The organism is Bradyrhizobium diazoefficiens, assembly GCF_016616885.1.
GTDB classification, from domain to species: Bacteria; Pseudomonadota; Alphaproteobacteria; order Rhizobiales; family Xanthobacteraceae; genus Bradyrhizobium; species Bradyrhizobium diazoefficiens_F.
In genome coordinates, this window is sequence record NZ_CP067102.1 from 4,045,866 (window position 1) to 4,065,566 (window position 19,701).

A 19,701-nucleotide genomic window follows, 5' to 3' on the forward strand; every position below is an offset into this window, starting at 1 on the left:
CGCTACTTCGGAGCACCGATGGGTGTATTGAAATACGGGTCCTGTTTTCCGGCGATTATGAGCCTGATCGATCCAGCGGGCACGTTGGCAGGTTCGTCCGGCGCGTTCGGAGGAGAAAAGCTGCCGCCGTGGTCGGGCACCGACCGGCCGATCGCATTTGCTAGACCGTCGTACCCCTCTCTGAACTCCCTGGAAACTTTTGGGCCGCCGTTGGCGAAGAACGAGAGCCCCCAGGGCTGGGCTCCCCAGGCAAGTGCTTTCGGCAGTATGGCGCCGGTCTCGTCGGTGCGATGTTTGTCCGGGATGGGTTGAGGCCCATCAACTGTCCAACCAGTCTCGCGGAGAATGTTCGCGATTTGAAATGCGAGCACCATCGTGTCGCTCGCCTCGGGCGCGTACCAGACTTGGACCGGGCCGACCGGTTTTACCTTCGCGAGGGCTTCCCTCAACTTCGTTTCGTTCGCAATGCGTGGTGCTAGGCGATCGGCAAGTTGCTGAAATCTAAGCTGATACTGAGCGGCGCGTGCATTAGCCTCGGCGGCTTCCTTCTCGAGCGCGGCGGTTCGTTCATGGGCTTGAGCAGCTGTTGCGTCGGCATGCGCCGCTCGCTCCTTCGCGGCTTCGATACCTTCTTCTGCGCTTTTGTCGAAAAAATAAGCAGCTCCGAGCGTCGCGACCGCAGCCACCGCGGCGCATAGCCAAGCGAAAATTGCCGTCATAGAGCGCCTCCAGTGTGTGCAGGGGAGCCACCGTAAGCCATGTCTTACCGCGACAACTACAAGCTGATCGACTTTTCCAAGGAAATCGTGCTTCCGCCGAAGCGCGAGAAGCTTCCGCCGGCGCGATCGAGCCTGCCGGCGCCGCGCATTGCGAGCGATGTCATGGAGCCGGTGCAGAGCATGCTGGACGGCAAGCTCTACGATTCGAAGTCGGCTTTGCGGTCGACCTATCGCCAGGCGGGCGTGACCGAGATCGGCAACGACCCGGGTCGAAATAAGCCGTTCGTGCGCCAGTCGACGCCGCGGCGAGAGATCAAGGACGTCGTCGATCGCGCGCGCGCCCGTGTCGAGCGCGGCGAGCGCAACCTGTTCAAGGGCAAGTAGCCCGACGAACGCCAGCGGGGGCTGATACCCGACGCGCGGCTGGAAGGCCGTCACCAACCGCACCCTCTCAGACAGGACATTGCCATGACGACGGAAGTTTCCGCCGCGCCCGCTGCTGCGCCTATCGAAACCCCCATCCAGCAGGAGGTTGCGCCTCCGACGCCGATTGCGGAGGGCACGCCGCCCGCCGGCGAGGCGAAGCTCGAGCCGCCCAAGGAAGTGCCGTCGACGCGGGACGCGCTGCGCGCGGCTGCGGCGAAGATTGAAGCCCGAGAGGCCGGCAAGGTCGATCCCGCCGCGGATCCGGCAAAGGACGCCGGCAAGGGCGCGGATCTGACACGCGATCCGGCTGGCAAGTTTACGCCGAAGGATCCGAAGGCTGCCGATCCGGCCGCTGCCAAGCCCGCACCTGGTGCCGAGAAACCCCCGGCTGCGAAGCCGGACGGGCAGGGTGATCCTGCCGCGGCAAAGCCCGCTGCGCCGGCGCCGGCGTCAAACCGCACGGTTACCGCCCCCGAGCGCTTCTCGAACGACGCCAAGGCCGTTTGGGACACGGCTCCGGAGCCGGTCAAGGCCGAGGTCGATCGCATGCACCGCGAGATGACGCAGGGCATCGAGAAGTACCGGCCGGCGGCGGAGAGCTTTGAGAAAGTCCGCCGCTTCGACGACATGGCCAAGGCCTCCGGCAAGCAGCTCGATCATGTGATTGGCGAATACGTCAACATGGAGAACCTGCTCCGGACCAACCCGATGAAGGGCCTCGAGACTGTTTGCGAGCGCATTGGCGTCTCGCTGCGCCAAGTCGCCGAGATTGTGATGGGCCAGACGCCCGACCAGGCGCGCGCCGACAGCGACGCGACCATTCGCGAGCTGCGCCAGACCGTGCAGCGGCTCGAGCAGCAGGTCGGTGGCGTAACGCAGACCTTCGAGCAGCAGCGCACGACCGGGCTGCAGAAGCAGATTGAGGACTGGGCCGCGAGCCGGCCAACGTTTGACATTTACGCGCCCCACATCGCCGCGGAGATCCGCGAGGGCGCAACCGATCTCGACGAGGCAGAGCGGCGGGTATTTGAAAAGTACCCGCAGCTCGCCGAGCTCGCGAAGTCGGCAGCGGCAAAGCCCGCTTCCGAGAACCCTCAGGCCAAGCCGGCAGCCTCATCCGCGCCGGCGGCCCCCGACCTTTCCGCTCAGACCGAGAAAGGCAGCAAGTCCATCACGGGCGCACCGTCCGGCGGCTCAGAACCGATCGCGCGCAAGCCCTCCAACTCAATCAAGGAAGCCCTCAAACGCGCCGCCGCGCGCGCTTCGGGTTGATCCGTTTTCCTTAAAGGAGGGGTCCAGTGACCTCACAGTTGACTGCCGTCGAAAAGAACCAGGAAATCTTGTCGCTCGCGCTCGAGGACCGCTCGGCCGGCTACCAGGACCTGGTCTCCAACTCCAACGCGCTGCTCGCGGTGCTGAAGGAGAAGAACCGTTGGAAGGAGTACTCGGGCCCGATCATCCGGGAGCGGCTGCTCTACAACAAGACCGGCTCGGCCGTCTGGTACAACGGCTATGACTTCCTCAACTCGGCGCCGACCGAGCTGTTCAACGACGCCGAGTTCCGCCCGAAGATGTGCGCGGTCGCGGTGGTGTTGACCAACGAGGAGATCCTCAACAACCAGGGCACCAACCAGCTCTACGACGTGATGGAAGCGCACATCGCGGCGGCCGAGAACGAGCTCAAGGACGAGATGGATATCTCGCTGCAGGGCAACGGCACCCGCTTCGGCGGCAAGGAGCTCGGCGGCCTGCAGCTCGCGATCCCGACCGTCACGAACTCCGGCTCGTACGGCGGCATCGCGCGCTCGAACGCGATCTGGCAGACCTCGAGCTTCGACGCCAACTCCTACGATCTCACGATCGGCACGCAGGTCACCCCGACCACGATCCGGCCGTTCCTCAACAAGATCATCACCAAGCGGTCTCGCGCCAAGCAGTCCGCGGATCTGTTGCTGGCGTCGCAGGAGCACTACTCGGCGTATGACGCGGCGACCGTCGCGATCCAGCGCATCAACGATCAGTCGAAGCTCGGCAAGCTCGGCTTCCAGACGCTGAAGTATTACGGCGCCGGTCGCTCGCTCGATATCGTCCAGGACGGTGGCATCGGCACCAACATGCCGAGCAACACCACCTACGGTCTCGACACCGATAACCTCTGGATGCGGTATCACCCGGAGCGGAACTTCGACAAGATCGGCCGCGCGATGATGCCGATCAACCAGGACGCGGTGGTCCAGTACATCGGGTTCATGGGCGAGCTCACCATGACCAATCCGCTGTTCCAGTGGAAGTTCTACGACAGCAACCCCGCCGCTTAATCGCCTGACAGACAGCTCCCGCCGCGCGCGATCGCGGCGGGACTCGTCGGCATTCCTTCAAACCTTCGGATCTCAAGGAGAGACCACACATGGCTTTCGTTATCGAGGACACGCGGCTGGGTTGCCCGCCGATCGCGTCCACTCTTACGGCTTCGACCGCGGCCGGGCGTTCCACTCCCTGGAAGCTCGGCGACATCGTCCAGGCGACCGATCCGGTCTATGGCGCGGGCGAGTTCATCTACCTGCTCGGTGTTGCCAACACCGTGGTCGGGTCCGTCGTCACGTATGACGGCGCCAACGCCGGCACGCCGACCTGGCAGACGGCGCTCGCGCCTTCGACTGCCAATCTTGGCCAGCCGCTCGCGGTCGCCATGAGCGCGAACGTCGCCAACCAGTATGGCTGGTACCAGATCTCCGGCTCCGCCGTGATGGCGACGAACGGCACGCTGGCGGCCGGCCCGGGTCCCGTCTTCCTCGCCGGCTCCGGCCAGGTCACGTCGACCCAGGCGAACGGCAAGATGGTCAACAACGCCCGCAACGAGACCGCGACCGGTACGCCGGCCGCGAACCAGGCCGTCGTCAAGATCAATCGGCCCTTCGCACAGGGCCAGATCGTCTAACGACGACGGCTTGAGGCCGCCGCGGCGATGCCCCCCGCGCCGCGGCGGCTCTTTCTTCCTCGCTTTCAACGTCTCTTGCACCCTCTCAGAAAGGAACCACCACCGTGTCCAACCAGAACGACAACAAGTTCAAGCCGCCCGTCGTCACCTTCACCAACAATCCGGTGCTCAACGAGCCCGCCTCGCAGAAGGCCGGCCGCCCGATCTTCGATGACATGGAGGTTTGCGAGATCCGCTTTCCTGGCGACACCAAGTGCTGGGCCGTATTTCCGGCGCACGAGGCCGAGCCGAACGCGACTCGCGAGGGTGGCTATGTGATCACCTATGCCGAGCACTACAACGCCCAATATCTGCAGTTCAAAAACCAGAGCCAGCAAACCGTTGCCGGCACGCCATTGTCCGAGGCGCCGTTCCTCACCGAGGCCAAGCGCCGCGAGCTCCGCGCGCTCAACATCCATACCGTAGAGGCGCTGGCCGCGCTCGACGGTGCGCACCTCAAGACGCTCGGCATGGGCGGCCGCGAATGGAAGAATCAGGCGCAGGCCTATCTCGATCGAGCCGGCTCCAGTGCCGACGTCACCGGAATGGCGGCCAAGATCGCACTGCTCGAGGAGCGCCTGGCGATCGCCGAGGCTACGGCCGCGGGCGTCAAGCGCGCCACGCCTGCGCCGGCGGCCGCCGGAGACGAGGGCGGCACCGAGAAGTCGCTCGAGGAGTGCAGCGATGACGAGTTGCGCTCGTTCATCACCGCGCAGGGCGGCAAGGCCGCGCACAACGCCGGCCGGGCGAAGCTGATCGAGATCGCCACCAAGCTCGCCACCGCCGATGAGGAAAGCGAAGCCGCATGACCGTCCTCGCCGCCGCGCAACTTGCTGGTATCGCGCTGCTTGGCCGCAAGCCGGGCAGCCTGTTCTCGACCGACCAGTTCGGCCTCGAGCTCGGCCAGCTCGCGACCGAGGCGGCGAGCGCGATCGCGCAGTACTACGACTGGCAGAAGCTGAAGAAGCTCAAGACCTATGCCGGCGACGGATCGACCATCGCATTCGATCTGCCGCCCGATTACGACCGCATGCTCAAGAAGGGATACATCCACTCGCAGATGTGGCGGACGCGGAATTTCCGCAAAGCCGTCGACGAAGACGAGTGGCTGCTGCTGCAGGATATCAATCTGGCCGGCACTCCCGGCGTCTGGATCATCCTGGGCGGCCAGATGCAGTTCTTTCCCGCGCTGCCGGCGACGGAAACGGCGCGGCACTATTACATTTCGAACCTGATCGTCGGGACCGGTGATGGGCAGCCCGGCAGCAAAGCCACGTTCACGGCCGACGGCGACAACTTCGTGCTGTCCGAGCGCCTGCTCAAGCTCGCGCTGATCTGGCGATGGCGCGCGCAGAAGCGGCTCGAGTATTCCGAGGACATGACCAACTACGAGATCGCGCTGGCCGAGGAGGTCGCCAAGGATCGTGGCTCCAAGGTGCTGATCGTCGGGCCCGAGCGCTATCCGAGCGACACATCGGCGCCGTACCCGGGGACACTCGGCTGATGCGTAGGCCCGCCGCAGCCACCATGCCGAAGCCGAGGACCGCGAAGCCATCGAGCTTCCCGGCGCCGGTCGGCGGCTGGATCAAGAACACGAACCTTGCAACGCCTGGCGCGAAGCTGCCCGACGGCAGCAGTGTGAACGGCGCCTACCAGCTCGACAATTGGTGGCCGACGGCGACTGGCGTGCGGATGCGCGGCGGCAGCCAGCTGTTCGCGACTGTCACCGGTGGCGGATCCGGCACGGTCTCGGCGCTGTTCTCGTACGCCAACGGCAACAACCGGAAGCTCTTCGCCGCGACGGCCGGGGCGATCTGGGACATTACCGCCGGCGGCACTATCGGCGTGACCGCCGCTGGCGCCACCAGCGCCGCCTGGTCGGTGCAGCAATTTGCGACCTCCGGAGGCGTATTCCTGCGCGCGGTGAACGGCGCCGATACGCCGCTGGTTTTCGACGGCACCAGCTTTTCGACGACGCCGGCGATCACCGGGACCGGGCTCACGCCTTCGAACCTCTCGCATGTCTGGGAATTCTCGCGCCGGCTGTTCTTCATCGACAAGAACACGCTCAACGCCTGGTACTTGCCGGCCGACAGCATCGGCGGCGCGGCGGTGCAGCTGCCGCTCGGCGGCGTCTTCAAGCTCGGTGGCGCGCTGCTGTTCGGCGCGACCTGGTCGATCGAGACCGGCAACGGCCTGCAGCAACAGTGCGTGTTCGTCACGACGGAGGGCGAGTGCGCGGTCTATCAGGGCACGGATCCATCGACGGCGTCGACGTGGAACAAGGTCGGCGTTTATCGCATCGGCAAGCCGCTTGGTCCCAAGGCCCTTATCGCCGCCGGCGGTGACCTGGTCATCGCAACGAATGTGGGGTTCGTGCCGCTGTCACAGGCGGTGATGCGCGATTACGCGGCGCTCTCGCCGATCGCGATCTCCTACAAGATCGAAACCGCCTGGAACGACACCGTCAGCACCCGCGGCAACAGCGGCTGGGCCGCCGAGCTCTGGCCAACCAAGCAACTGGTGCTGGTGGTGCCGCCGGCGTCGACCAGCGGCGAGCAGCAATTCGTGCTCGGGGCGAATGCCCGGACCGGGGGCTGGGGCAGGGCGCTTGGTTGGGATGCTCGGTGCCTGGCGCTGTTTAACGATCGCATGTTCTTCGGCTCGACCAATGGCGCCATCGTCGAGTGTGAGGTGACCGGCGCCGACCAGGGCACGCCCTATACGGCAACGTGCGTCTCATTGTTTGATCCGCTGAAGTCGCCGGCTTCGCTCAAGACCTGCCTGATGATGCGCGCGGTGATCAAGGCGCCCGCGGAAATCACCCCGCAGCTCTCGCTGCAGGCGGACTATGTGGTCAGCCTGCCGACGGCGCCGGCGGACGCTGGCTTGCCCACCGGCTCTGTCTGGGGCTCCGCGGTTTGGGGCTCGAGCAGCTGGGGCGCGCCGGCGAACCTGGCCGTGTTCAAGACTTGGCAATCCGTCGGTGGGTCCGGCTATTCGGTTGCGCCAGGCGTGCAGATCACGTCGGGGTCGATCGTCTCGCCGCAGGTCGAGCTCGTGCAGGTCGATATGACCTATGACCAGGGCGATATCGTCACGTGAGCGCAATCGTGGTCGGCGACGACGTCGCCAAGTTCGTCGGCGATGGCTGCAGCACGATCATCTGCCCGCCATTCACGGCGATGGGGATCGAGCGTGACGGCGAGATCGTCGCCGGCGTCGTCTTCAACTGCTTCACAGGCCACGACGTTCACGTGACCGTCGCCGGCGAGGGATTTCACCGCGGCTTCCTGCGAGCCGTCGGCAGATACGTTTTCGATCAGCTCGGCGTCTTGCGGATCTCCATCACGACGGAGCAGGAGCGGGTGGTCGATATCGCAAAGCGGCTTGGCGCTCAGACCGAAGGCCGGAAACGCAACCACTTCGGGAGGGGCCGGCACGCGATCGTGCTCGGCATCCTCAAAGAGGACTGGAAGTTCTGATGGACAGCCCCACGCCTCCGGCCGCACCGGACCCGACTGCCACTGCGACTGCGCAGGGCAACATGAACACGAACACGGCGATCACTCAGCAGTTGCTGAACCAGACCAACCAGGTCACGCCGTACGGCAACCTCACCTATAGCCAGAACGGCAATTCGACGTTCACCGGCGCCGACGGCAAGTCGTACACGGTGCCGCAGTTCACGGCGACGCAGACGCTGACGCCCGCGCAGCAGCAGCTGCTCGATCTCACCAACACGACGAAGAAGAACCTCGGGCAGATCGGCGTCGACCAATCGGCCAAGATCGGCTCGCTGCTCGGCACCAACCTCAACCTCAATACCGCGACCGAGGACAAGATCGACCAGCTGGGCGCGGCCCGCCTCGATCCGCAGTTCGCGCGCTCGGAAGACGCGCTCAGGACGCAGCTTTCGAACCGAGGCATTCAGCCGGGATCGCAGGCCTGGAATGCGGAGATGACGCAATTCCAGCAGGGCAAGAACGACGCCTATAACCAGCTGTACCTGTCGGGCCGCGGTCAGGGTGCGCAGGAGGCGCTTACCGAGCGCAACCAGCCGATCAACGAGATCTCGGCGCTGCTTTCGGGCTCCCAGGTCTCGCAGCCGAACTATACCTCGACGCCGACCACCAACGTCGCCGGCGTCGATTACACCGGCTTGGTCAACAACAACTTCAATCAGCAGATGTCGCTCTACAACAATCAGCTGCAGTCCAATAACGCCACCATGGGCGGGCTGTTCGGCCTGGGGGGCACGCTCGGCGCGGCCGGCATCAACGCCATGAAGAGCCCAGCGACGTCGTTTCTGATGTTCTCCGATCGCCGCCTGAAATCGGACATCGTGCCGGTCGGCCGGCTGCCCAATGGGCTCGCCGTCTACGACTACACGATCTTCGGCCGCGGCGAGCGCGGCGTCATGGCCGATGAAGTCGAGCAGCTCCTGCCCGAGGCGGTCTCGGTCCATCCGAGCGGCTTCAAGATGGTCGATTACTCCCGGCTCGGCGGAGCCGAGGCCGCGATGGGAGCAATCTGATGGCGGACACCGATACCCCCTTCGTCTGGGGCGCCGGCGGCGAGCAGCTCACGCCTGGTCAGCTCTCGAGCCGGCGCAAGATCGCCGAGGCCATGATGGCCCAGGGCATGGATTCGTCCCCGATCCGCTCGCCCTGGCAGGGCGTCGACCGCATGGCCAAGGCGATGTTCGGCGCCTACCAGACCCGCCAGGCTGACGACCAGGAGGCGGCCGCCCGGCAGGGAGCGATTGCCCAGCTCATGTCCGCACTCGGTGGCCCGAGCGCAGCCGGCTCACCGGTGGCCGCCGCAAGCCCGTCTGGAGGCCTTCCTGCGACCCCGGCCGGTGCACCAGCCGCGTCCGCAGCGGCTCCGGCCCCTCCTGGCGACGCTGCCGCAGCGATCGCAAGCATCGAGAGCGGCGGCAAGTACGATCTGCTCGGGCCCGTCACCAAGACCGGGGATCGGGCCTACGGCAAGTACCAGGTCATGGGCGCCAACGTCCCGCAGTGGACCAAGACCCATCTTGGCCAGGCCATGACGCCGGAACAGTTCCTCGCCAGTCCTGAGGCGCAAGACGCGGTCTTCAAAGGCCAGTTCGGGCAATACGCGCAGAAATACGGACCCGAGGGCGCCGCCAAGGCGTGGTTTGCCGGCGAGCACGGGATGACGAACCCGAACGCCAGGGATCAGCTTGGCACGACGGTGCAGGCCTACGCGGATCGGTTCAGCAAGGCCTATGGCGCTCCAGCGCCGGCCGCCGTGACGGATCCCGCGGCGTTGCCGGTCAACGCTCAGTCGGCAGAGGGCGCCGCCATCCCCGGCCAGCCATCGGCGGGCGTGCAGACCGTCATGAGCGCGATGCCCCAGGGCGGCAGCGCCGCAGCGCCTGTCCCGCCGGCGTCGGTAACGCGGGCGCGGCCTGGCGTGGCAGCCCTCGTGAGCGCCATGTCCAATCCGTTCCTGCCGCCATCGATGGCGGCGATCGCGGCCGCGCAGCTGAAGCCGCGCGAGATGCACAACCAGGTGACGGACGCCGACGGCAACATCTGGGACGTCAACCAGACCACGGGCCAGCGCACGGTGGCGCTGCAGCGTCAGTCTGCCTACGGCAAGCCCTACCGCGACGACGACGGCAATCTTGTCCAGCGTGACAACGCCGGCAAGATCTCGGTGATCTCGGCAGCCGACAAGACGCCCAACAGCGTCAGCGAGTACAAATATTATACCGACAACTTCAAGCCGTCGGCTGACCAGCAGGCGCCGATGGACTATGCGACCTGGTCGACGGCCAAGGCGCGCGCCGCCGCGACGAACATCACCAACAACGTCGACATGAATTCCGGCACCACCTACGACAAGCAGCTCGCCGAAGGCCTCGGCAAGGTGCACGCGGGCCTCGCGACCGGCGTCGAAGATGCACAGACGCGTGCGCGAGATATCTCGGCGATGCAGGGCGCCGTCGACGCCATCCAGAAAAACGGCGGTACCACCGGCGGCCTCGCACCCGAGCAGACGCTGCGGATCCAGAAGGCGCTCAATTCCGGCGCAGCGGCGATGGGTCTCGACAAGGTGTTTGACGAGAAGGAGCTCTCCGACAAGGAGTTCCTCACGAAGTTCAACCGCTCGATGGCGGGCGCCGCGGCCAAGAGCGCCGTCGGCAGCCGCGTCACCAACTTCGAAATGTCGAACTACCTCAAGGCCAATCCTGGCCTCGACATGTCGGTCACCGGCAACCAGCGCCTGCTCGGCATTCAGGCCCAGATCGAGCAGCGCAACATCGCGGTCGGCAACGCAATCCGCGAGGCAACAGCGCAGGCGATCAGCCAGGGCAAGAAGATCGATCCCGTCACGGTGCAGAAGATCATCACCGACTACGACAACAAGAACCACGTTTCGGATCCCGTCACCGGCCAGGATCTGACGCAGAGCTACGTGCTGCCGGAATTTCAGCAGGGCGGCACGAACCCAAGCCTCGCCGCGGGTCATGACGCCAACCTCGGCAAGATCCGCAAATACAATCCGCAGACCGGAGCGCTCGAGTAATGGCCGACCCGATCCGCATCGGAGCTCCGGACGGCACCGTCATCGAGTTTCCTTCGGGGACCGGCGACGACGTGATCAAGCGCGTCATGGCGCAGAATTTCCCGGCACAGGCGCCATCGCCTCAGGCGCCCGCGACCGCGGCGCCGGCGCACCATGACAAGGGCTGGCTGGAAAGTGCCGACGACCTGGTCCGCGCTGTCGCCAATGGGATGACCTTCGGCCTGGCCGATCGCTTCGCCGCCGCGGCGTCGTCCGCGACCGGCATTGGCGGCCAGCCAATGGGCCTCAAGGATCTCGTCACCGGCGCCGGCAATGACTACGCCTCGAACCTCGAGCGCGAACGCCGGCGGACCGACGCGTTCCGGGAAGAGCACCCGTATATCGCCCCCGGCTTGAACATGGTCGGCAGCATGGCGGTCCCGATGGGCGCGATCGGCGCGGCCGCGAAGGGCGGTTCGCTCGGCATCAAGACTTTGCGGGCCTATGCCGCCGGCGGCGGCATCGGCACGATCGCGGGCGCGCTCGAATCCCGCGACTGGACCGATCCGGGCCAGGTTGCCAGGGATGCCGTAGTCGGCGGCCTGGGGGGCGCCACGATCGGCGCGGTGATCCCCGGCGCCTCGCGCGTGATCGGCAAGGGCGTCGAGGCCGTCACAAACGCTGTTCGCGGCCGCGCCGACGGCATGTCCCGCAGCGCGACCAATCACCTCGTCGATGCGATGAGGGCCGACACGCCGGCTGCCGCGCAGGCCGAACTCAGGCGTCTCGGGCCCGACGCCATGATGGCGGACGCCGGTCCGGCCTTCCTTGGCAAGACACAGGGCGCTTCGCTCAACTCCGACGAAGGGCGCAACGTGATCTTCAACGCGCTCGAGGCGCGGGACAAAGGCACCAACCAGCGCATCATGTCGGACGTCGAGCACGCGCTCGGGCCGGCTGAAGATCCGCAGACGGTGACCAACAACATCATCAACACCCGCAGTAGGCTCGACGAAGCCAACTACGGCCATGCGTTCCAGAACAATCCCCAGGTGCGCACCGCGCCCTTGATGATCAATATCGAGGACGCGATCCTGTCGTCGCCCGAGCGCAGCGCCGAGCGCCGCGCGCTGGAGAACCTGCAGCAGATGCTGACGCGCGACCAGCGTGTTCCGCGGCTCGGCGCCGACGGCCGGCAGATGCATGACACCAACAACCAGCCGCTGTTCGATACGATCAGGGTCAACCAGGGCAGCGCCGAAGTTCTCCACAAGGTCAAGCAGGAGCTCGACAACGTCATCGAGCACGAGCTGCCCGGCCTCGGCGTCCAGGCCGGCGCCCTGCGCAACAAGGAAGGCGCACTCAAGCGCTTCCGCTTCGAGCTCAACCAGGCGATCGAGGACCAGGTGCCTGGCTACGCGCACGCCAACGAGGTCTCGGCGCGCCTGGCGCAGCGGGCCGAGGCCGTGAAGGCCGGGACCCAGTATCTCGGCGAGGGCAAGACGACGCCGTCGCCGGCGCGCTTCCAGGACGAATTCGAGCAGCGCGAGCTCGGCGAACGCATCGCGCTGGGAAAGGGCAGCCGCGGCGATATCGAGCGCCAGCTCGGCACCAAGGCCAACGACCTGGTCGCGCTCAAGCAGGCGCTGCAGGGCGAGGGCGGCTGGAATACCGCCAAGATCGGCATCGTGCACGGCGATGATGCTGCCAACGAGCTCATGGCCAGCGTCGACCGCAACCTGAAATTCCGCGACACCCACAACAAGGTGTCGCAGAATTCGCAAACCGAGATCCGGCGCGCGGCGCGCGAGCAGATGAAGCCCGGCGCTGAATCGAAGGACCTGCCGATCGTCAACCCGAGCTCGACCATCACCGGTGCGCTGGCGACATTGGCCAAGCGCTACATTGCGGAGCCGGCCTGGTCGGCGCTCACCCACGTGGATCCCACCAGGTCATACGGTGAGATCGGGCGCATCGTGACGGCGCAAGGCGCGGAGCGCGATCGGCACTTCCAGGCAATCTTGGATGCAATGAACCGTCGGGACGGAAATGCCGCGGTGGCATCCAAGCTCGGCGATCGCGGGACGCTCGCGGCCGCGATCGTGGCGAATGCTCTGCTCGATGATCAGAAGAAAAAGCGGATTTACGTCTCGCCCTACCGCGGCGACTGACGCTGCGGCCGCTTGGCGCGCGCCTCGTACCGGTCGAAGGTAAAGGAGCCGGCGATCGCCGAGCCGGTGATCACGATGCAGATTGCCGCATATGGCCAGAAGCCCCAGCCGATCAGAGCTGCGTTCAACAGCCACTTCAGGCCGGCGATGATGCCGGTGAGCAGCAGGATGGCGGCGACAACCTGAATTCGCATCGGACGGGGCGCCCTTTCGGCCAAGGGCGCGACTCCTAGCCCGATTCTCCCGTTCTTAAAAGGTTCTCGCTCCGAGAGCCCCCGCCACCAGGGGAAAACCCACCCATGCCCGATGACGCAAACGGCGTATATTCGCTCCCGAACGGCTATCTGGCTGTAACCGGCACCACGATCCAGCCGAGCCAGCACAATCCGCCGCTCGAGGACGTCGCTACCGCGCTCTCGGCGCGACTCTCGCGAAACGGCTCGGCGCCGATGACTGGCCCGCTAAAGGCGGCCGACGGCGCCGTTGGCGCACCGAGCTATACGTTCAACACCGCCCAAACGACCGGCTTTTACAAGACCGCCAGCGGCAATATCGGCGTGTCGATCGCAGGCGCCGAGGTTGCTGAATTCAGCGCCGGCGGGATGGTGAAGGGCGGCAAGTTCGTCGGCGAGATCTTCGATTGGACGGGTTCGACCGCGCCCGCCTTGTGCGTTCTGGCGTACGGCCAGACTCTAAGCCGCACGACGTACGCCGCTCTATGGGCCTTTGCTCAGACTGAGATTGCTGCCGGCAACACGCTCTATAACAACGGCGACGGGTCCACGACGTTCGGCATTGCGGACCTGCGTGGTCGCGTGCGCGCCGGCAAGGACAACATGGGCGGCTCGGCCGCCTCGCGCCTGACGTCCAGCTATTTCGGGGCGAATGCAAGTACGCTAGGCGCGCCCGGCGGCCTCGAGAGCAACACGCTAACCACCGCGCAAATGCCGATCCACAACCACGGCGTAAATGATCCGGGCCATAGTCATACGGTCAATGTCGGTACTGGTGGTGGCGGCTCCATTGCAGCGCAGGGCACGGGCAGCTTCGGCGCGGTCCCGGCGGTTAATTCGAGCTCTACCGGCATCAGCATTCAAAATGCCGGCAGCGGCAGTGCTCACAATAACGTGCAGCCGACCATCATCACCAACGCCTGCCTTTTCGCTGGCGCCTAGCGCCGGCAGTCACCGAACAACTGGTCGACAGGACCGCTGCAGCTGCGTTTTTCGTGATGGGGCATGACCAGCATGATCACGATGCTGGCGGCGATGGCCCAGAGCGCTGTGATGAGATCGCGGCGGTGAAACATCCGGATACGATTGCCAGCTAACGGCCGGGTTGTGAAGCCGGGCTGGCGCAATTTTCCCAAATAAAACGTGAGGCCACCATGACCGATGCGACTTTCGGCGACGCTTTGACGCGTCTCTGGCCGCGGGCTGCCCGCGCCAAGGTCGCGGCGATCGCCGCGGTGGCCGAGCACGTGTTCACCGAGCAGGGGCTCAATACGCCGCTGCTGCGGGCGCATTGCATGGCCCAGATCAGCCACGAATGCGGCGCCGGCACGATCGGCCGCGAGGATCTGAGCTATTCGACGCACGGGCGGATCCTCGAGGTGTTTGGTGTGGGCCACCACAGCGCCGCGGTGACGCCGGCGGAGGCCCAGCAGTTGATCCACAACCCGCGCGACCTGGCCGAACGGGTCTACGGGCTCGGCAATCCGAAGAAGGCTCGCGAGCTCGGCAATACCGCCCATGGCGACGGCTTCCGGTACCGCGGCAACGGCGACCTGCAGATGACCGGCCGCGATGCGCACCGGCGAATCGGCGAGATGACCGGCCACGATCTCGAGAGCAATCCCGAGCAGCTCGAGGATCCGGCGACTGCCTTCCGTGTCGCCGTGACCGAATTCGTCGCGATGGGCTGCCTGGCGCCGGCGGCGGCCGACGACGCGATCGGCGTCCGGCGCCTGGTGAACGGTGGATCCAAGAAGGTCCCGGTCTCCAAGCTCAACGGCGTCAACGAATGCCAGGTCTGGCTGCGGAAATGGAAGGACGCCCTCGACGGGATCGAGGAGCCGCCCAAGCGGCCGCGCGGCGCGCCCCAGGAAGAAGCGCCTCCGATCACGCAATCGAAGATCTTCAAGGGCGGCATCGCCGGCACGGCGATCGGCGCCGGCGAGGTGGCGCGCCAGGCGTCGCAGACCGCTTCGGAGGTGGCGAGCTCCGCGCGAGACGCTGCCGACAATGCGAGCGCCGTCGGCACGCTGCTGCATCCCTTCCTATCGAGCGCATCGCTGCCCTGGCTGCTGCTCGCGATCGTCATCGTCGGCGCCTTTGCCCTGATCACTTGGGAGCGCTGGAAGAAACATCAAAACGAAGGAGTTTGACATGTCTGCAATCACCACGGCGCTCTCGGTCGGCGCCTGGCTACTTCGCTGCAAGCCATGCCTGGCGGTGCTTGCCGCGATCGCATTGCTGCTTACAGGAGGCGTCTACGGCGTGACCGTCGAGCACGCCCGCACTGGAGCGTTGATCGCGAAGATGCAGCGCAAGGCCGACGCGGCCGCCACCGAACGCGACGCCCAGGTCGCGGAAGCGCTCGAGCGGAAGTACGGGCCCATCATCAAAGATCTCAACGCCGACAAGGCGACGCTCCAGCAGAAGGTGAACGACTATGCGAAACGGAAACCTGCGAAAGCTGGCGCGAAGCTTGCTGCTTGCAAGCTTGGCGATGCCGCTGGCCTGTTGCGCCGGCGTCAACCTGGCTGATCTGCCGGCGCCGCTGAAGGTCGACCAGCCGCAGGCCTGCGAGGAGGTCCTCGCGCCGATCGACGTTCCGGAGGACCATCCGGAAGACGACGCGATCGGGGCTTACCTGGCCAACCGCCTGGCGCTGATCAACGCCGCGGACGAAGTCGATGCCGGCCGCGCGTGCCTGCGTGACCAGCGGTTCGGATATGCCGGAAAGGGAATATCGCGATGAAGATTGCAACGGTGCCGAGGATCACGACGGCGGATCGCCTTGCCGCGCTCGAGGCGCGTGCCGACACCCATGATCAGCTCTTCGAGCCGATGGCAAAAAGAGTGCAGGAGATCCACGAGCTGCTGCTCGGCGCCAAGGCGATCATTTGGTTCGTCGGCAAGGTATCGGCCTGGGTGGGCGGGCCGGGCGCGCTCGCCGGCGCCGGCTGGGCGGTGTGGCGCGCGCTGCACTGATCAGCCAATACTGATTAGCTAATCAACGCCGTCGGCGATCGCGCCGGCGGCGTTTTTGTTTGCGAAAAGGTCTAGCTGGTCGACCGCCCGCAGGTTCTCGATCGAGAGCAGCTCGACGTCGGCGCCGGCGTGCACGATCGCCTTGGTGACGCCGCGCGCGGCGCGGTCCTCGAGCGTGCCGGAGATCCAGCCCTCGCGGCCGCGATGGCGGCCGCGCAGGATCCGGACAGGAGTTTTAGTCGTAGTAGGGTTCGACCCGGAAGCCACTGAGGCCCGACCGTGCGCCATGCTCGTCGATGTGGCCGCTGGCCTCGACCAGGATGCCGCAGAGCCGCGGCTGGCGCGGCGAAGGGGTGTTGCCGGTGCTGGCCTGCTTGACCTCCGAGGCGCCTGACTGGTTCGCCGCACCGGAGCTGACGGCGCCGCCGTTCGGCTGGGTCTGCGGCGGGATGCCGGCGATCGCCAGTTCGACCAGCGCCTTGACGGCGGCCGGCGCGAACGCCTCGCGCAGCTTGCTGCGCGCGGTGTGGACGTCGCGGGCGAAGAACGAAACGCTGAAACTCATGTGGTCTCCTGGTGCTGGCTTGAGAGGTTGGCGAGACGGTCCTTCAGCGCGAAGCCCATCAGCGGCCAGAGCTGGCGGACCGCGTCTTCGTAGGCGTACTTTCGGCCCAGCTCGACATTGTAGTTCTCCGGCGATGCAGGCGCGGCCTTGCCGATGACGGTGAAGCCGTTTCGCATCACCAGGATGCATATCGTCAGTGGGCGCAGCGCGTCGATCGTGCCCACCACGGGCATGTCCTTGGCGTAGGTCCCGACAGCCTTGCTCGCAAAGCGATCAGCGGTGTCGAAGTACGTTGCGGCGATCGCAGCCTCGATGTCGGCGAGTGCGACGCGCGGCGCGACTGCGACAGCGGCGGATTGTGCATCGGTCAGCTTCAGGCTTTCGCTTTCCATGTCAGTCCTCCACGAGCTCGTAGGTTTTTTCGAAGATGGCCGGCTTGCAGGGATACAGCTCTCCCTGGACGCCGCGGATGATCCAGTCCCCAGGCTGCGCGGCCATATCGCCCTCGAGGGTAGGAACGCGCGCCGTGCCGTCGGCGAAAAGCAGGACTTGGCCGTCATCCATTGCATCGGCAAACCATGCCGGCGCAGTGGCGATCGGAAGCTGCACCGCGTCGATGACCACGGGCTTTTTCCGGTAGCGCGCCATCACGGTCCGACGGGGTGCTGGGTCGCGTTCTCGCCGATCGGCGGCACGGGCGGCGCCGGCGGCGCGCCCATGGCGTTGAGCCGGTTGTGGAAATCTCCGATGGTCTTGCTGAGCCAGGTGCCAAGCTCCTGGAATTTGGACTCGGCGAGCTCGGCAAATTTTGCCTCGAGGTCGACGGCTGGAGCAGTGACCTTGGTGGCCGTCGCCGCGATACTGGTTTCGAGCTGCGCGAGCTTTTCGTGCACCGGGGCGAGATCGACCGCCGGCGCCGAGCTGGGCGGAGCGGCGGTGGCCGTCTGCAGCGCTTCCGTCTTGGCGGCTTGGCCCTTCTGGTAGACCATCCACGCGGCGTAGGGGGCGTCCTCCGGAGGCGTGTCCTGATCCTGCAGGAGCGGCACCGAAACGGCCCGGAAGTGACTGCCGTCGTCGTTGAAGACGGCGAGGTTGATGTTGCGCTCGCTGTTGACGCCAACGAGCACCGCCGCGTGCGGCTTGTCGTGGACGTTAGCGAGGAAGTAGTGGACGATCCGGCCGACGGTGGGCTCGATCATTTGGTGGCTCCTGGGGTGTCTAGCTTGGTGCGCACCTGGCCGTAGGACGCGCCCTTGATGAGCGGCACGAGCTTGACCAGGCCGTCGGAAATCAGCTTGTCCCGCTTTGGTTGCTTCAGCTGTGACCAGGCGGTGACGATGATCTCCGGACCCTCGCCGATCACTTCCTTGTCTTTGCTGGGAGAGACCGAGACCCAGCCGACAAGCCCCTTGTCGGTGAAGGTTTCACGGAAGCTGCCGACGGTGTTGGCTTCGGCCTTGAGCAGCGTCTTGATCTCGTCCATGCGGGCGAAGATCTCGGGATTGTCGCGCTCGAGCTCGAGCAGCTCCTGGCACAGGTCGCGGACAGTCTTCGGCTTGGCCTTCCGGGCAGCAACTGCGGTCATGGAGGTCCTGGCGGCGCGGAACGCGGAACCAAGGCCGCGCGCGGCGGAAATGTTCCATAATCTCCTTAACGGGAGGTTGCCTATTGCGGCCGATCGGCTTCCGGGTGGGGCAAAGGGCCTTGGTGTTCGAACACGGCCGCAAGATCCCGGCAGTCGATCCAGCCGCCGCATTCCGGGCACTTGATGAAATGCTCGGCCTCGTCGGCCGGCGGCGCGCCGACACGCTCGCCGAGGTATTTGCCGCGGGGCAGCTTCATTGGGACCCGATCACTTCGTAAGCGAAGGCGACGCCCTCAGGATCATTGTCGCGGAACCAGGCTTGCGCCGCATCTTCGCTGGCGAAGACCTTGAGGTGGTCGGGATCGCCGACCTGCTTGCTGGTGTCAGTGTAGATCCAGACGGTTGTCATCGGCCAATCCCGTCTCGCTTCGCCCGCCATCGATCCCGCCAGTCCTCCTGCTTGACGCGGGCCGGGGCAGGCTGGTTCCGGTTCAGCGCCCGAATTACGGCGATTCGCGCGTGCATCAGGAAGTCGCGGCCCTCGGCGGCATCGATCAGGGTAGCGATCGCCAGGCGCCAGGCAGGGTGCTCCTGCTCGGCCGCCGGCAGCTCGAGCACATAGGTCGCCGCGTCGCGTAGCGTCATTAGCGCGCCGCCGGCGGGCAGGGGAATCGGGTCATCGAAGCGGGTAGACCAGCGGGGAGGCATCAGCGGCGCCTCGCGCGCCGCTTGGCGACCATGAACTCGGCGAGCAGGCCGCTGTCCGCCGAGAGCTTCTCCCAGGCGGTCCTGAACTTAGCCATGCAGTCGCGCCGATCGGCGCCGCGACCCTGCGTTTCGAAGGCCCGCAGTGGGATGACCGTGTCGATGCCCCAGGTCCAGGCTGTATCGTCGCTGGTGAAGTTCTGTAGGCCGATCGAGCCGACCTCGAGCTCTTCGCCATCGAACTTCACCAGGACTCGATAGTTGTTGGGCGCCTGCGGGTGTCTGACCTTGCGGAGGTAGAGATCCATGCCGGCCGTGAAAGCACGCCCGCGGCGGAGAGTCGATCCTAGCGCCATTTGTCACTGAGGCTCGGCTCCGCGGCGCGAAGGGCATCGACCACCTCGAAGCCCCAGTTGTTCAAGGCCGAGACATCGTCGTCAGTATAGTTCGACAGATTGACTTCGGGAAAGCTGTCGGCGAGCGCCGATGGCGACCTGGGTGCAGCGCGGAGCGCGTCCTTCACCTTCCATTTGATTGCCGTTAAGGCCTCGCGCACATCGCCCTCATCAAGCCCGCGGCTGGCCTCGTTGACGATCCATTCTAAAATGCCAGTCATCGCTCGCCTCTCAGGAGGGCCTTGGCTTCTTCCGGCATCTGCGGACGCTCTCCGATGTACCGGCAGATAAAGCAAACTGGAAAATCAAAATCGGTGGCGACGATCTCAACCACGTGCATGCCGCAGTCGGTGCAGTCGAATTCGCGGCTGCCGTCGGCGTTGTTGGTGAAGGGAGACGTCAT

At 65.7% G+C, this 19,701-nt stretch carries 30 protein-coding genes; 16 read left to right on the forward strand and 14 right to left on the reverse strand.

Annotation, left to right across the window (positions count from 1 at the left end; genetic code table 11):
• Positions 1 to 2: 2 nt before the first annotated feature.
• Complete coding sequence (locus JJC00_RS18775) at positions 3 to 719, reverse strand: hypothetical protein (protein WP_200467482.1); 717 nt, start codon at positions 717 to 719, stop codon at positions 3 to 5.
• Between the two features lie 39 nt (positions 720 to 758).
• Here JJC00_RS18775 and JJC00_RS18780 point away from each other — a divergent pair, with 39 nt between their 5' ends.
• The 11 genes from JJC00_RS18780 (at position 759) to JJC00_RS18830 (ending at position 12,833) form a co-directional block, all read left to right on the forward strand.
• A complete protein-coding gene (locus JJC00_RS18780) occupies positions 759 to 1,103 on the forward strand; it encodes a hypothetical protein (protein WP_200467483.1) in 345 nt (114 codons plus the stop codon).
• 84 nt (positions 1,104 to 1,187) lie between these two features.
• Entirely contained in the window at positions 1,188 to 2,417 is a 1,230-nt protein-coding gene (locus tag JJC00_RS18785; RefSeq protein WP_200467484.1) for a hypothetical protein, read from the forward strand.
• Positions 2,418 to 2,443: 26 nt separating this feature from the next.
• On the forward strand, positions 2,444 to 3,463 hold the full coding sequence (locus tag JJC00_RS18790) for a phage major capsid protein (RefSeq protein WP_200467485.1): 1,020 nt from the start codon (positions 2,444 to 2,446) through the stop codon (positions 3,461 to 3,463).
• Between the two features lie 89 nt (positions 3,464 to 3,552).
• Positions 3,553 to 4,083, forward strand: a complete 531-nt coding sequence (locus tag JJC00_RS18795; RefSeq protein WP_200467486.1) for a hypothetical protein — start codon at positions 3,553 to 3,555, stop codon at positions 4,081 to 4,083.
• Between the two features lie 104 nt (positions 4,084 to 4,187).
• Positions 4,188 to 4,931: a hypothetical protein gene (locus JJC00_RS18800; RefSeq protein WP_200467487.1), complete on the forward strand. Its 744-nt coding sequence runs from the start codon at positions 4,188 to 4,190 to the stop codon at positions 4,929 to 4,931.
• On the forward strand, positions 4,928 to 5,626 hold the full coding sequence (locus JJC00_RS18805) for a hypothetical protein (protein WP_200467488.1): 699 nt from the start codon (positions 4,928 to 4,930) through the stop codon (positions 5,624 to 5,626). The genes JJC00_RS18800 and JJC00_RS18805 overlap by 4 nt, the downstream gene beginning before the upstream one ends.
• Positions 5,626 to 7,227, forward strand: coding sequence for a hypothetical protein (locus tag JJC00_RS18810; protein ID WP_200467489.1), 1,602 nt, complete (start codon positions 5,626 to 5,628; stop codon positions 7,225 to 7,227). The genes JJC00_RS18805 and JJC00_RS18810 overlap by 1 nt, the downstream gene beginning before the upstream one ends.
• Entirely contained in the window at positions 7,224 to 7,607 is a 384-nt protein-coding gene (locus tag JJC00_RS18815) for a GNAT family N-acetyltransferase (protein WP_246773847.1), read from the forward strand. The genes JJC00_RS18810 and JJC00_RS18815 overlap by 4 nt, the downstream gene beginning before the upstream one ends.
• A complete protein-coding gene (locus JJC00_RS18820; RefSeq protein ID WP_200467490.1) occupies positions 7,607 to 8,659 on the forward strand; it encodes a tail fiber domain-containing protein in 1,053 nt (350 codons plus the stop codon). Before JJC00_RS18815 ends, JJC00_RS18820 begins: the two co-directional genes overlap by 1 nt.
• Positions 8,659 to 10,683, forward strand: a complete 2,025-nt coding sequence (locus JJC00_RS18825; protein WP_200467491.1) for a hypothetical protein — start codon at positions 8,659 to 8,661, stop codon at positions 10,681 to 10,683. The genes JJC00_RS18820 and JJC00_RS18825 overlap by 1 nt, the downstream gene beginning before the upstream one ends.
• Entirely contained in the window at positions 10,683 to 12,833 is a 2,151-nt protein-coding gene (locus tag JJC00_RS18830; protein WP_200467492.1) for a hypothetical protein, read from the forward strand. Before JJC00_RS18825 ends, JJC00_RS18830 begins: the two co-directional genes overlap by 1 nt.
• Here the strand turns inward: JJC00_RS18830 and JJC00_RS18835 are convergent.
• Positions 12,818 to 13,027, reverse strand: a complete 210-nt coding sequence (locus tag JJC00_RS18835) for a hypothetical protein (protein ID WP_200467493.1) — start codon at positions 13,025 to 13,027, stop codon at positions 12,818 to 12,820. The two genes, JJC00_RS18830 and JJC00_RS18835, sit on opposite strands and share 16 nt — an antisense overlap.
• 105 nt (positions 13,028 to 13,132) lie before the next feature.
• Between JJC00_RS18835 and JJC00_RS18840 the strand changes: the two genes are divergently transcribed.
• The 5 genes from JJC00_RS18840 to JJC00_RS18860 all read left to right on the forward strand — a co-directional run bounded on the left by JJC00_RS18840 (position 13,133) and on the right by JJC00_RS18860 (position 16,048).
• Positions 13,133 to 14,008 (forward strand): phage tail protein, encoded by an 876-nt coding sequence (locus tag JJC00_RS18840; protein ID WP_200467494.1) that lies wholly within the window; start codon positions 13,133 to 13,135, stop codon positions 14,006 to 14,008.
• A gap of 212 nt (positions 14,009 to 14,220) precedes the next feature.
• Positions 14,221 to 15,219, forward strand: a complete 999-nt coding sequence (locus tag JJC00_RS18845; RefSeq protein WP_200467495.1) for a glycoside hydrolase family 19 protein — start codon at positions 14,221 to 14,223, stop codon at positions 15,217 to 15,219.
• 1 nt (position 15,220) lies between these two features.
• Entirely contained in the window at positions 15,221 to 15,601 is a 381-nt protein-coding gene (locus tag JJC00_RS18850; RefSeq protein ID WP_200467496.1) for a hypothetical protein, read from the forward strand.
• On the forward strand, positions 15,564 to 15,815 hold the full coding sequence (locus tag JJC00_RS18855) for a hypothetical protein (RefSeq protein WP_200467497.1): 252 nt from the start codon (positions 15,564 to 15,566) through the stop codon (positions 15,813 to 15,815). Before JJC00_RS18850 ends, JJC00_RS18855 begins: the two co-directional genes overlap by 38 nt.
• Positions 15,812 to 16,048, forward strand: a complete 237-nt coding sequence (locus tag JJC00_RS18860; RefSeq protein ID WP_200467498.1) for a hypothetical protein — start codon at positions 15,812 to 15,814, stop codon at positions 16,046 to 16,048. The genes JJC00_RS18855 and JJC00_RS18860 overlap by 4 nt, the downstream gene beginning before the upstream one ends.
• Positions 16,049 to 16,066: 18 nt before the next feature.
• Here the strand turns inward: JJC00_RS18860 and JJC00_RS18865 are convergent, their stop codons facing one another.
• From JJC00_RS18865 to JJC00_RS18920, 12 genes are all read right to left on the reverse strand, one after another.
• Positions 16,067 to 16,315: a hypothetical protein gene (locus JJC00_RS18865; protein WP_200467499.1), complete on the reverse strand. Its 249-nt coding sequence runs from the start codon at positions 16,313 to 16,315 to the stop codon at positions 16,067 to 16,069.
• Positions 16,284 to 16,613, reverse strand: coding sequence for a hypothetical protein (locus tag JJC00_RS18870; protein ID WP_200467500.1), 330 nt, complete (start codon positions 16,611 to 16,613; stop codon positions 16,284 to 16,286). The genes JJC00_RS18865 and JJC00_RS18870 overlap by 32 nt, the downstream gene beginning before the upstream one ends.
• Complete coding sequence (locus JJC00_RS18875) at positions 16,610 to 17,005, reverse strand: Gp49 family protein (RefSeq protein ID WP_200467501.1); 396 nt, start codon at positions 17,003 to 17,005, stop codon at positions 16,610 to 16,612. Before JJC00_RS18875 ends, JJC00_RS18870 begins: the two co-directional genes overlap by 4 nt.
• A gap of 1 nt (position 17,006) precedes the next feature.
• Positions 17,007 to 17,237: a hypothetical protein gene (locus JJC00_RS18880; protein ID WP_200467502.1), complete on the reverse strand. Its 231-nt coding sequence runs from the start codon at positions 17,235 to 17,237 to the stop codon at positions 17,007 to 17,009.
• A gap of 23 nt (positions 17,238 to 17,260) precedes the next feature.
• Positions 17,261 to 17,812 (reverse strand): hypothetical protein, encoded by a 552-nt coding sequence (locus JJC00_RS18885; RefSeq protein ID WP_200467503.1) that lies wholly within the window; start codon positions 17,810 to 17,812, stop codon positions 17,261 to 17,263.
• Positions 17,809 to 18,198, reverse strand: a complete 390-nt coding sequence (locus JJC00_RS18890) for a hypothetical protein (protein ID WP_200467504.1) — start codon at positions 18,196 to 18,198, stop codon at positions 17,809 to 17,811. The genes JJC00_RS18885 and JJC00_RS18890 overlap by 4 nt, the downstream gene beginning before the upstream one ends.
• 80 nt (positions 18,199 to 18,278) lie before the next feature.
• Complete coding sequence (locus tag JJC00_RS18895) at positions 18,279 to 18,455, reverse strand: hypothetical protein (protein ID WP_200467505.1); 177 nt, start codon at positions 18,453 to 18,455, stop codon at positions 18,279 to 18,281.
• Positions 18,452 to 18,607, reverse strand: coding sequence for a hypothetical protein (locus JJC00_RS18900; protein WP_200467506.1), 156 nt, complete (start codon positions 18,605 to 18,607; stop codon positions 18,452 to 18,454). The genes JJC00_RS18895 and JJC00_RS18900 overlap by 4 nt, the downstream gene beginning before the upstream one ends.
• Positions 18,604 to 18,843 (reverse strand): hypothetical protein, encoded by a 240-nt coding sequence (locus JJC00_RS18905; RefSeq protein WP_349643510.1) that lies wholly within the window; start codon positions 18,841 to 18,843, stop codon positions 18,604 to 18,606. The genes JJC00_RS18900 and JJC00_RS18905 overlap by 4 nt, the downstream gene beginning before the upstream one ends.
• A gap of 62 nt (positions 18,844 to 18,905) precedes the next feature.
• Positions 18,906 to 19,211 (reverse strand): hypothetical protein, encoded by a 306-nt coding sequence (locus JJC00_RS18910; RefSeq protein ID WP_200467508.1) that lies wholly within the window; start codon positions 19,209 to 19,211, stop codon positions 18,906 to 18,908.
• 38 nt (positions 19,212 to 19,249) lie between these two features.
• Positions 19,250 to 19,519 carry a hypothetical protein gene (locus JJC00_RS18915; protein ID WP_200467509.1) on the reverse strand — a complete coding sequence of 90 codons (270 nt, stop codon included), beginning with the start codon at positions 19,517 to 19,519 and terminating at the stop codon, positions 19,250 to 19,252.
• Positions 19,516 to 19,701, reverse strand: coding sequence for a hypothetical protein (locus JJC00_RS18920; protein WP_200467510.1), 186 nt, complete (start codon positions 19,699 to 19,701; stop codon positions 19,516 to 19,518). The genes JJC00_RS18915 and JJC00_RS18920 overlap by 4 nt, the downstream gene beginning before the upstream one ends.

What these genes read in the sequence shown, in the direction of transcription:
- JJC00_RS18780 (WP_200467483.1), top strand. Translation starts at nt 759, where the DNA reads ATGTCTTACCGCGACAACTACAAGCTGATCGACTTTTCCAAGGAAATC.
- JJC00_RS18895 (WP_200467505.1), bottom strand. Translation starts at nt 18,455, where the DNA reads ATGAAGCTGCCCCGCGGCAAATACCTCGGCGAGCGTGTCGGCGCGCCG.
- JJC00_RS18870 (WP_200467500.1), bottom strand. Translation starts at nt 16,613, where the DNA reads ATGAGTTTCAGCGTTTCGTTCTTCGCCCGCGACGTCCACACCGCGCGC.
- JJC00_RS18840 (WP_200467494.1), top strand. Translation starts at nt 13,133, where the DNA reads ATGCCCGATGACGCAAACGGCGTATATTCGCTCCCGAACGGCTATCTG.
- JJC00_RS18795 (WP_200467486.1), top strand. Translation starts at nt 3,553, where the DNA reads ATGGCTTTCGTTATCGAGGACACGCGGCTGGGTTGCCCGCCGATCGCG.
- JJC00_RS18830 (WP_200467492.1), top strand. Translation starts at nt 10,683, where the DNA reads ATGGCCGACCCGATCCGCATCGGAGCTCCGGACGGCACCGTCATCGAG.
- JJC00_RS18885 (WP_200467503.1), bottom strand. Translation starts at nt 17,812, where the DNA reads ATGATCGAGCCCACCGTCGGCCGGATCGTCCACTACTTCCTCGCTAAC.
- JJC00_RS18835 (WP_200467493.1), bottom strand. Translation starts at nt 13,027, where the DNA reads ATGCGAATTCAGGTTGTCGCCGCCATCCTGCTGCTCACCGGCATCATC.
- JJC00_RS18825 (WP_200467491.1), top strand. Translation starts at nt 8,659, where the DNA reads ATGGCGGACACCGATACCCCCTTCGTCTGGGGCGCCGGCGGCGAGCAG.
- JJC00_RS18850 (WP_200467496.1), top strand. Translation starts at nt 15,221, where the DNA reads ATGTCTGCAATCACCACGGCGCTCTCGGTCGGCGCCTGGCTACTTCGC.
- JJC00_RS18915 (WP_200467509.1), bottom strand. Translation starts at nt 19,519, where the DNA reads ATGACTGGCATTTTAGAATGGATCGTCAACGAGGCCAGCCGCGGGCTT.
- JJC00_RS18785 (WP_200467484.1), top strand. Translation starts at nt 1,188, where the DNA reads ATGACGACGGAAGTTTCCGCCGCGCCCGCTGCTGCGCCTATCGAAACC.
- JJC00_RS18820 (WP_200467490.1), top strand. Translation starts at nt 7,607, where the DNA reads ATGGACAGCCCCACGCCTCCGGCCGCACCGGACCCGACTGCCACTGCG.
- JJC00_RS18900 (WP_200467506.1), bottom strand. Translation starts at nt 18,607, where the DNA reads ATGACAACCGTCTGGATCTACACTGACACCAGCAAGCAGGTCGGCGAT.
- JJC00_RS18905 (WP_349643510.1), bottom strand. Translation starts at nt 18,843, where the DNA reads ATGACGCTACGCGACGCGGCGACCTATGTGCTCGAGCTGCCGGCGGCC.
- JJC00_RS18845 (WP_200467495.1), top strand. Translation starts at nt 14,221, where the DNA reads ATGACCGATGCGACTTTCGGCGACGCTTTGACGCGTCTCTGGCCGCGG.
- JJC00_RS18920 (WP_200467510.1), bottom strand. Translation starts at nt 19,701, where the DNA reads ATGACGTCTCCCTTCACCAACAACGCCGACGGCAGCCGCGAATTCGAC.
- JJC00_RS18910 (WP_200467508.1), bottom strand. Translation starts at nt 19,211, where the DNA reads ATGGATCTCTACCTCCGCAAGGTCAGACACCCGCAGGCGCCCAACAAC.
- JJC00_RS18890 (WP_200467504.1), bottom strand. Translation starts at nt 18,198, where the DNA reads ATGACCGCAGTTGCTGCCCGGAAGGCCAAGCCGAAGACTGTCCGCGAC.
- JJC00_RS18875 (WP_200467501.1), bottom strand. Translation starts at nt 17,005, where the DNA reads ATGGAAAGCGAAAGCCTGAAGCTGACCGATGCACAATCCGCCGCTGTC.
- JJC00_RS18810 (WP_200467489.1), top strand. Translation starts at nt 5,626, where the DNA reads ATGCGTAGGCCCGCCGCAGCCACCATGCCGAAGCCGAGGACCGCGAAG.
- JJC00_RS18860 (WP_200467498.1), top strand. Translation starts at nt 15,812, where the DNA reads ATGAAGATTGCAACGGTGCCGAGGATCACGACGGCGGATCGCCTTGCC.
- JJC00_RS18855 (WP_200467497.1), top strand. Translation starts at nt 15,564, where the DNA reads ATGCCGCTGGCCTGTTGCGCCGGCGTCAACCTGGCTGATCTGCCGGCG.
- JJC00_RS18775 (WP_200467482.1), bottom strand. Translation starts at nt 719, where the DNA reads ATGACGGCAATTTTCGCTTGGCTATGCGCCGCGGTGGCTGCGGTCGCG.
- JJC00_RS18805 (WP_200467488.1), top strand. Translation starts at nt 4,928, where the DNA reads ATGACCGTCCTCGCCGCCGCGCAACTTGCTGGTATCGCGCTGCTTGGC.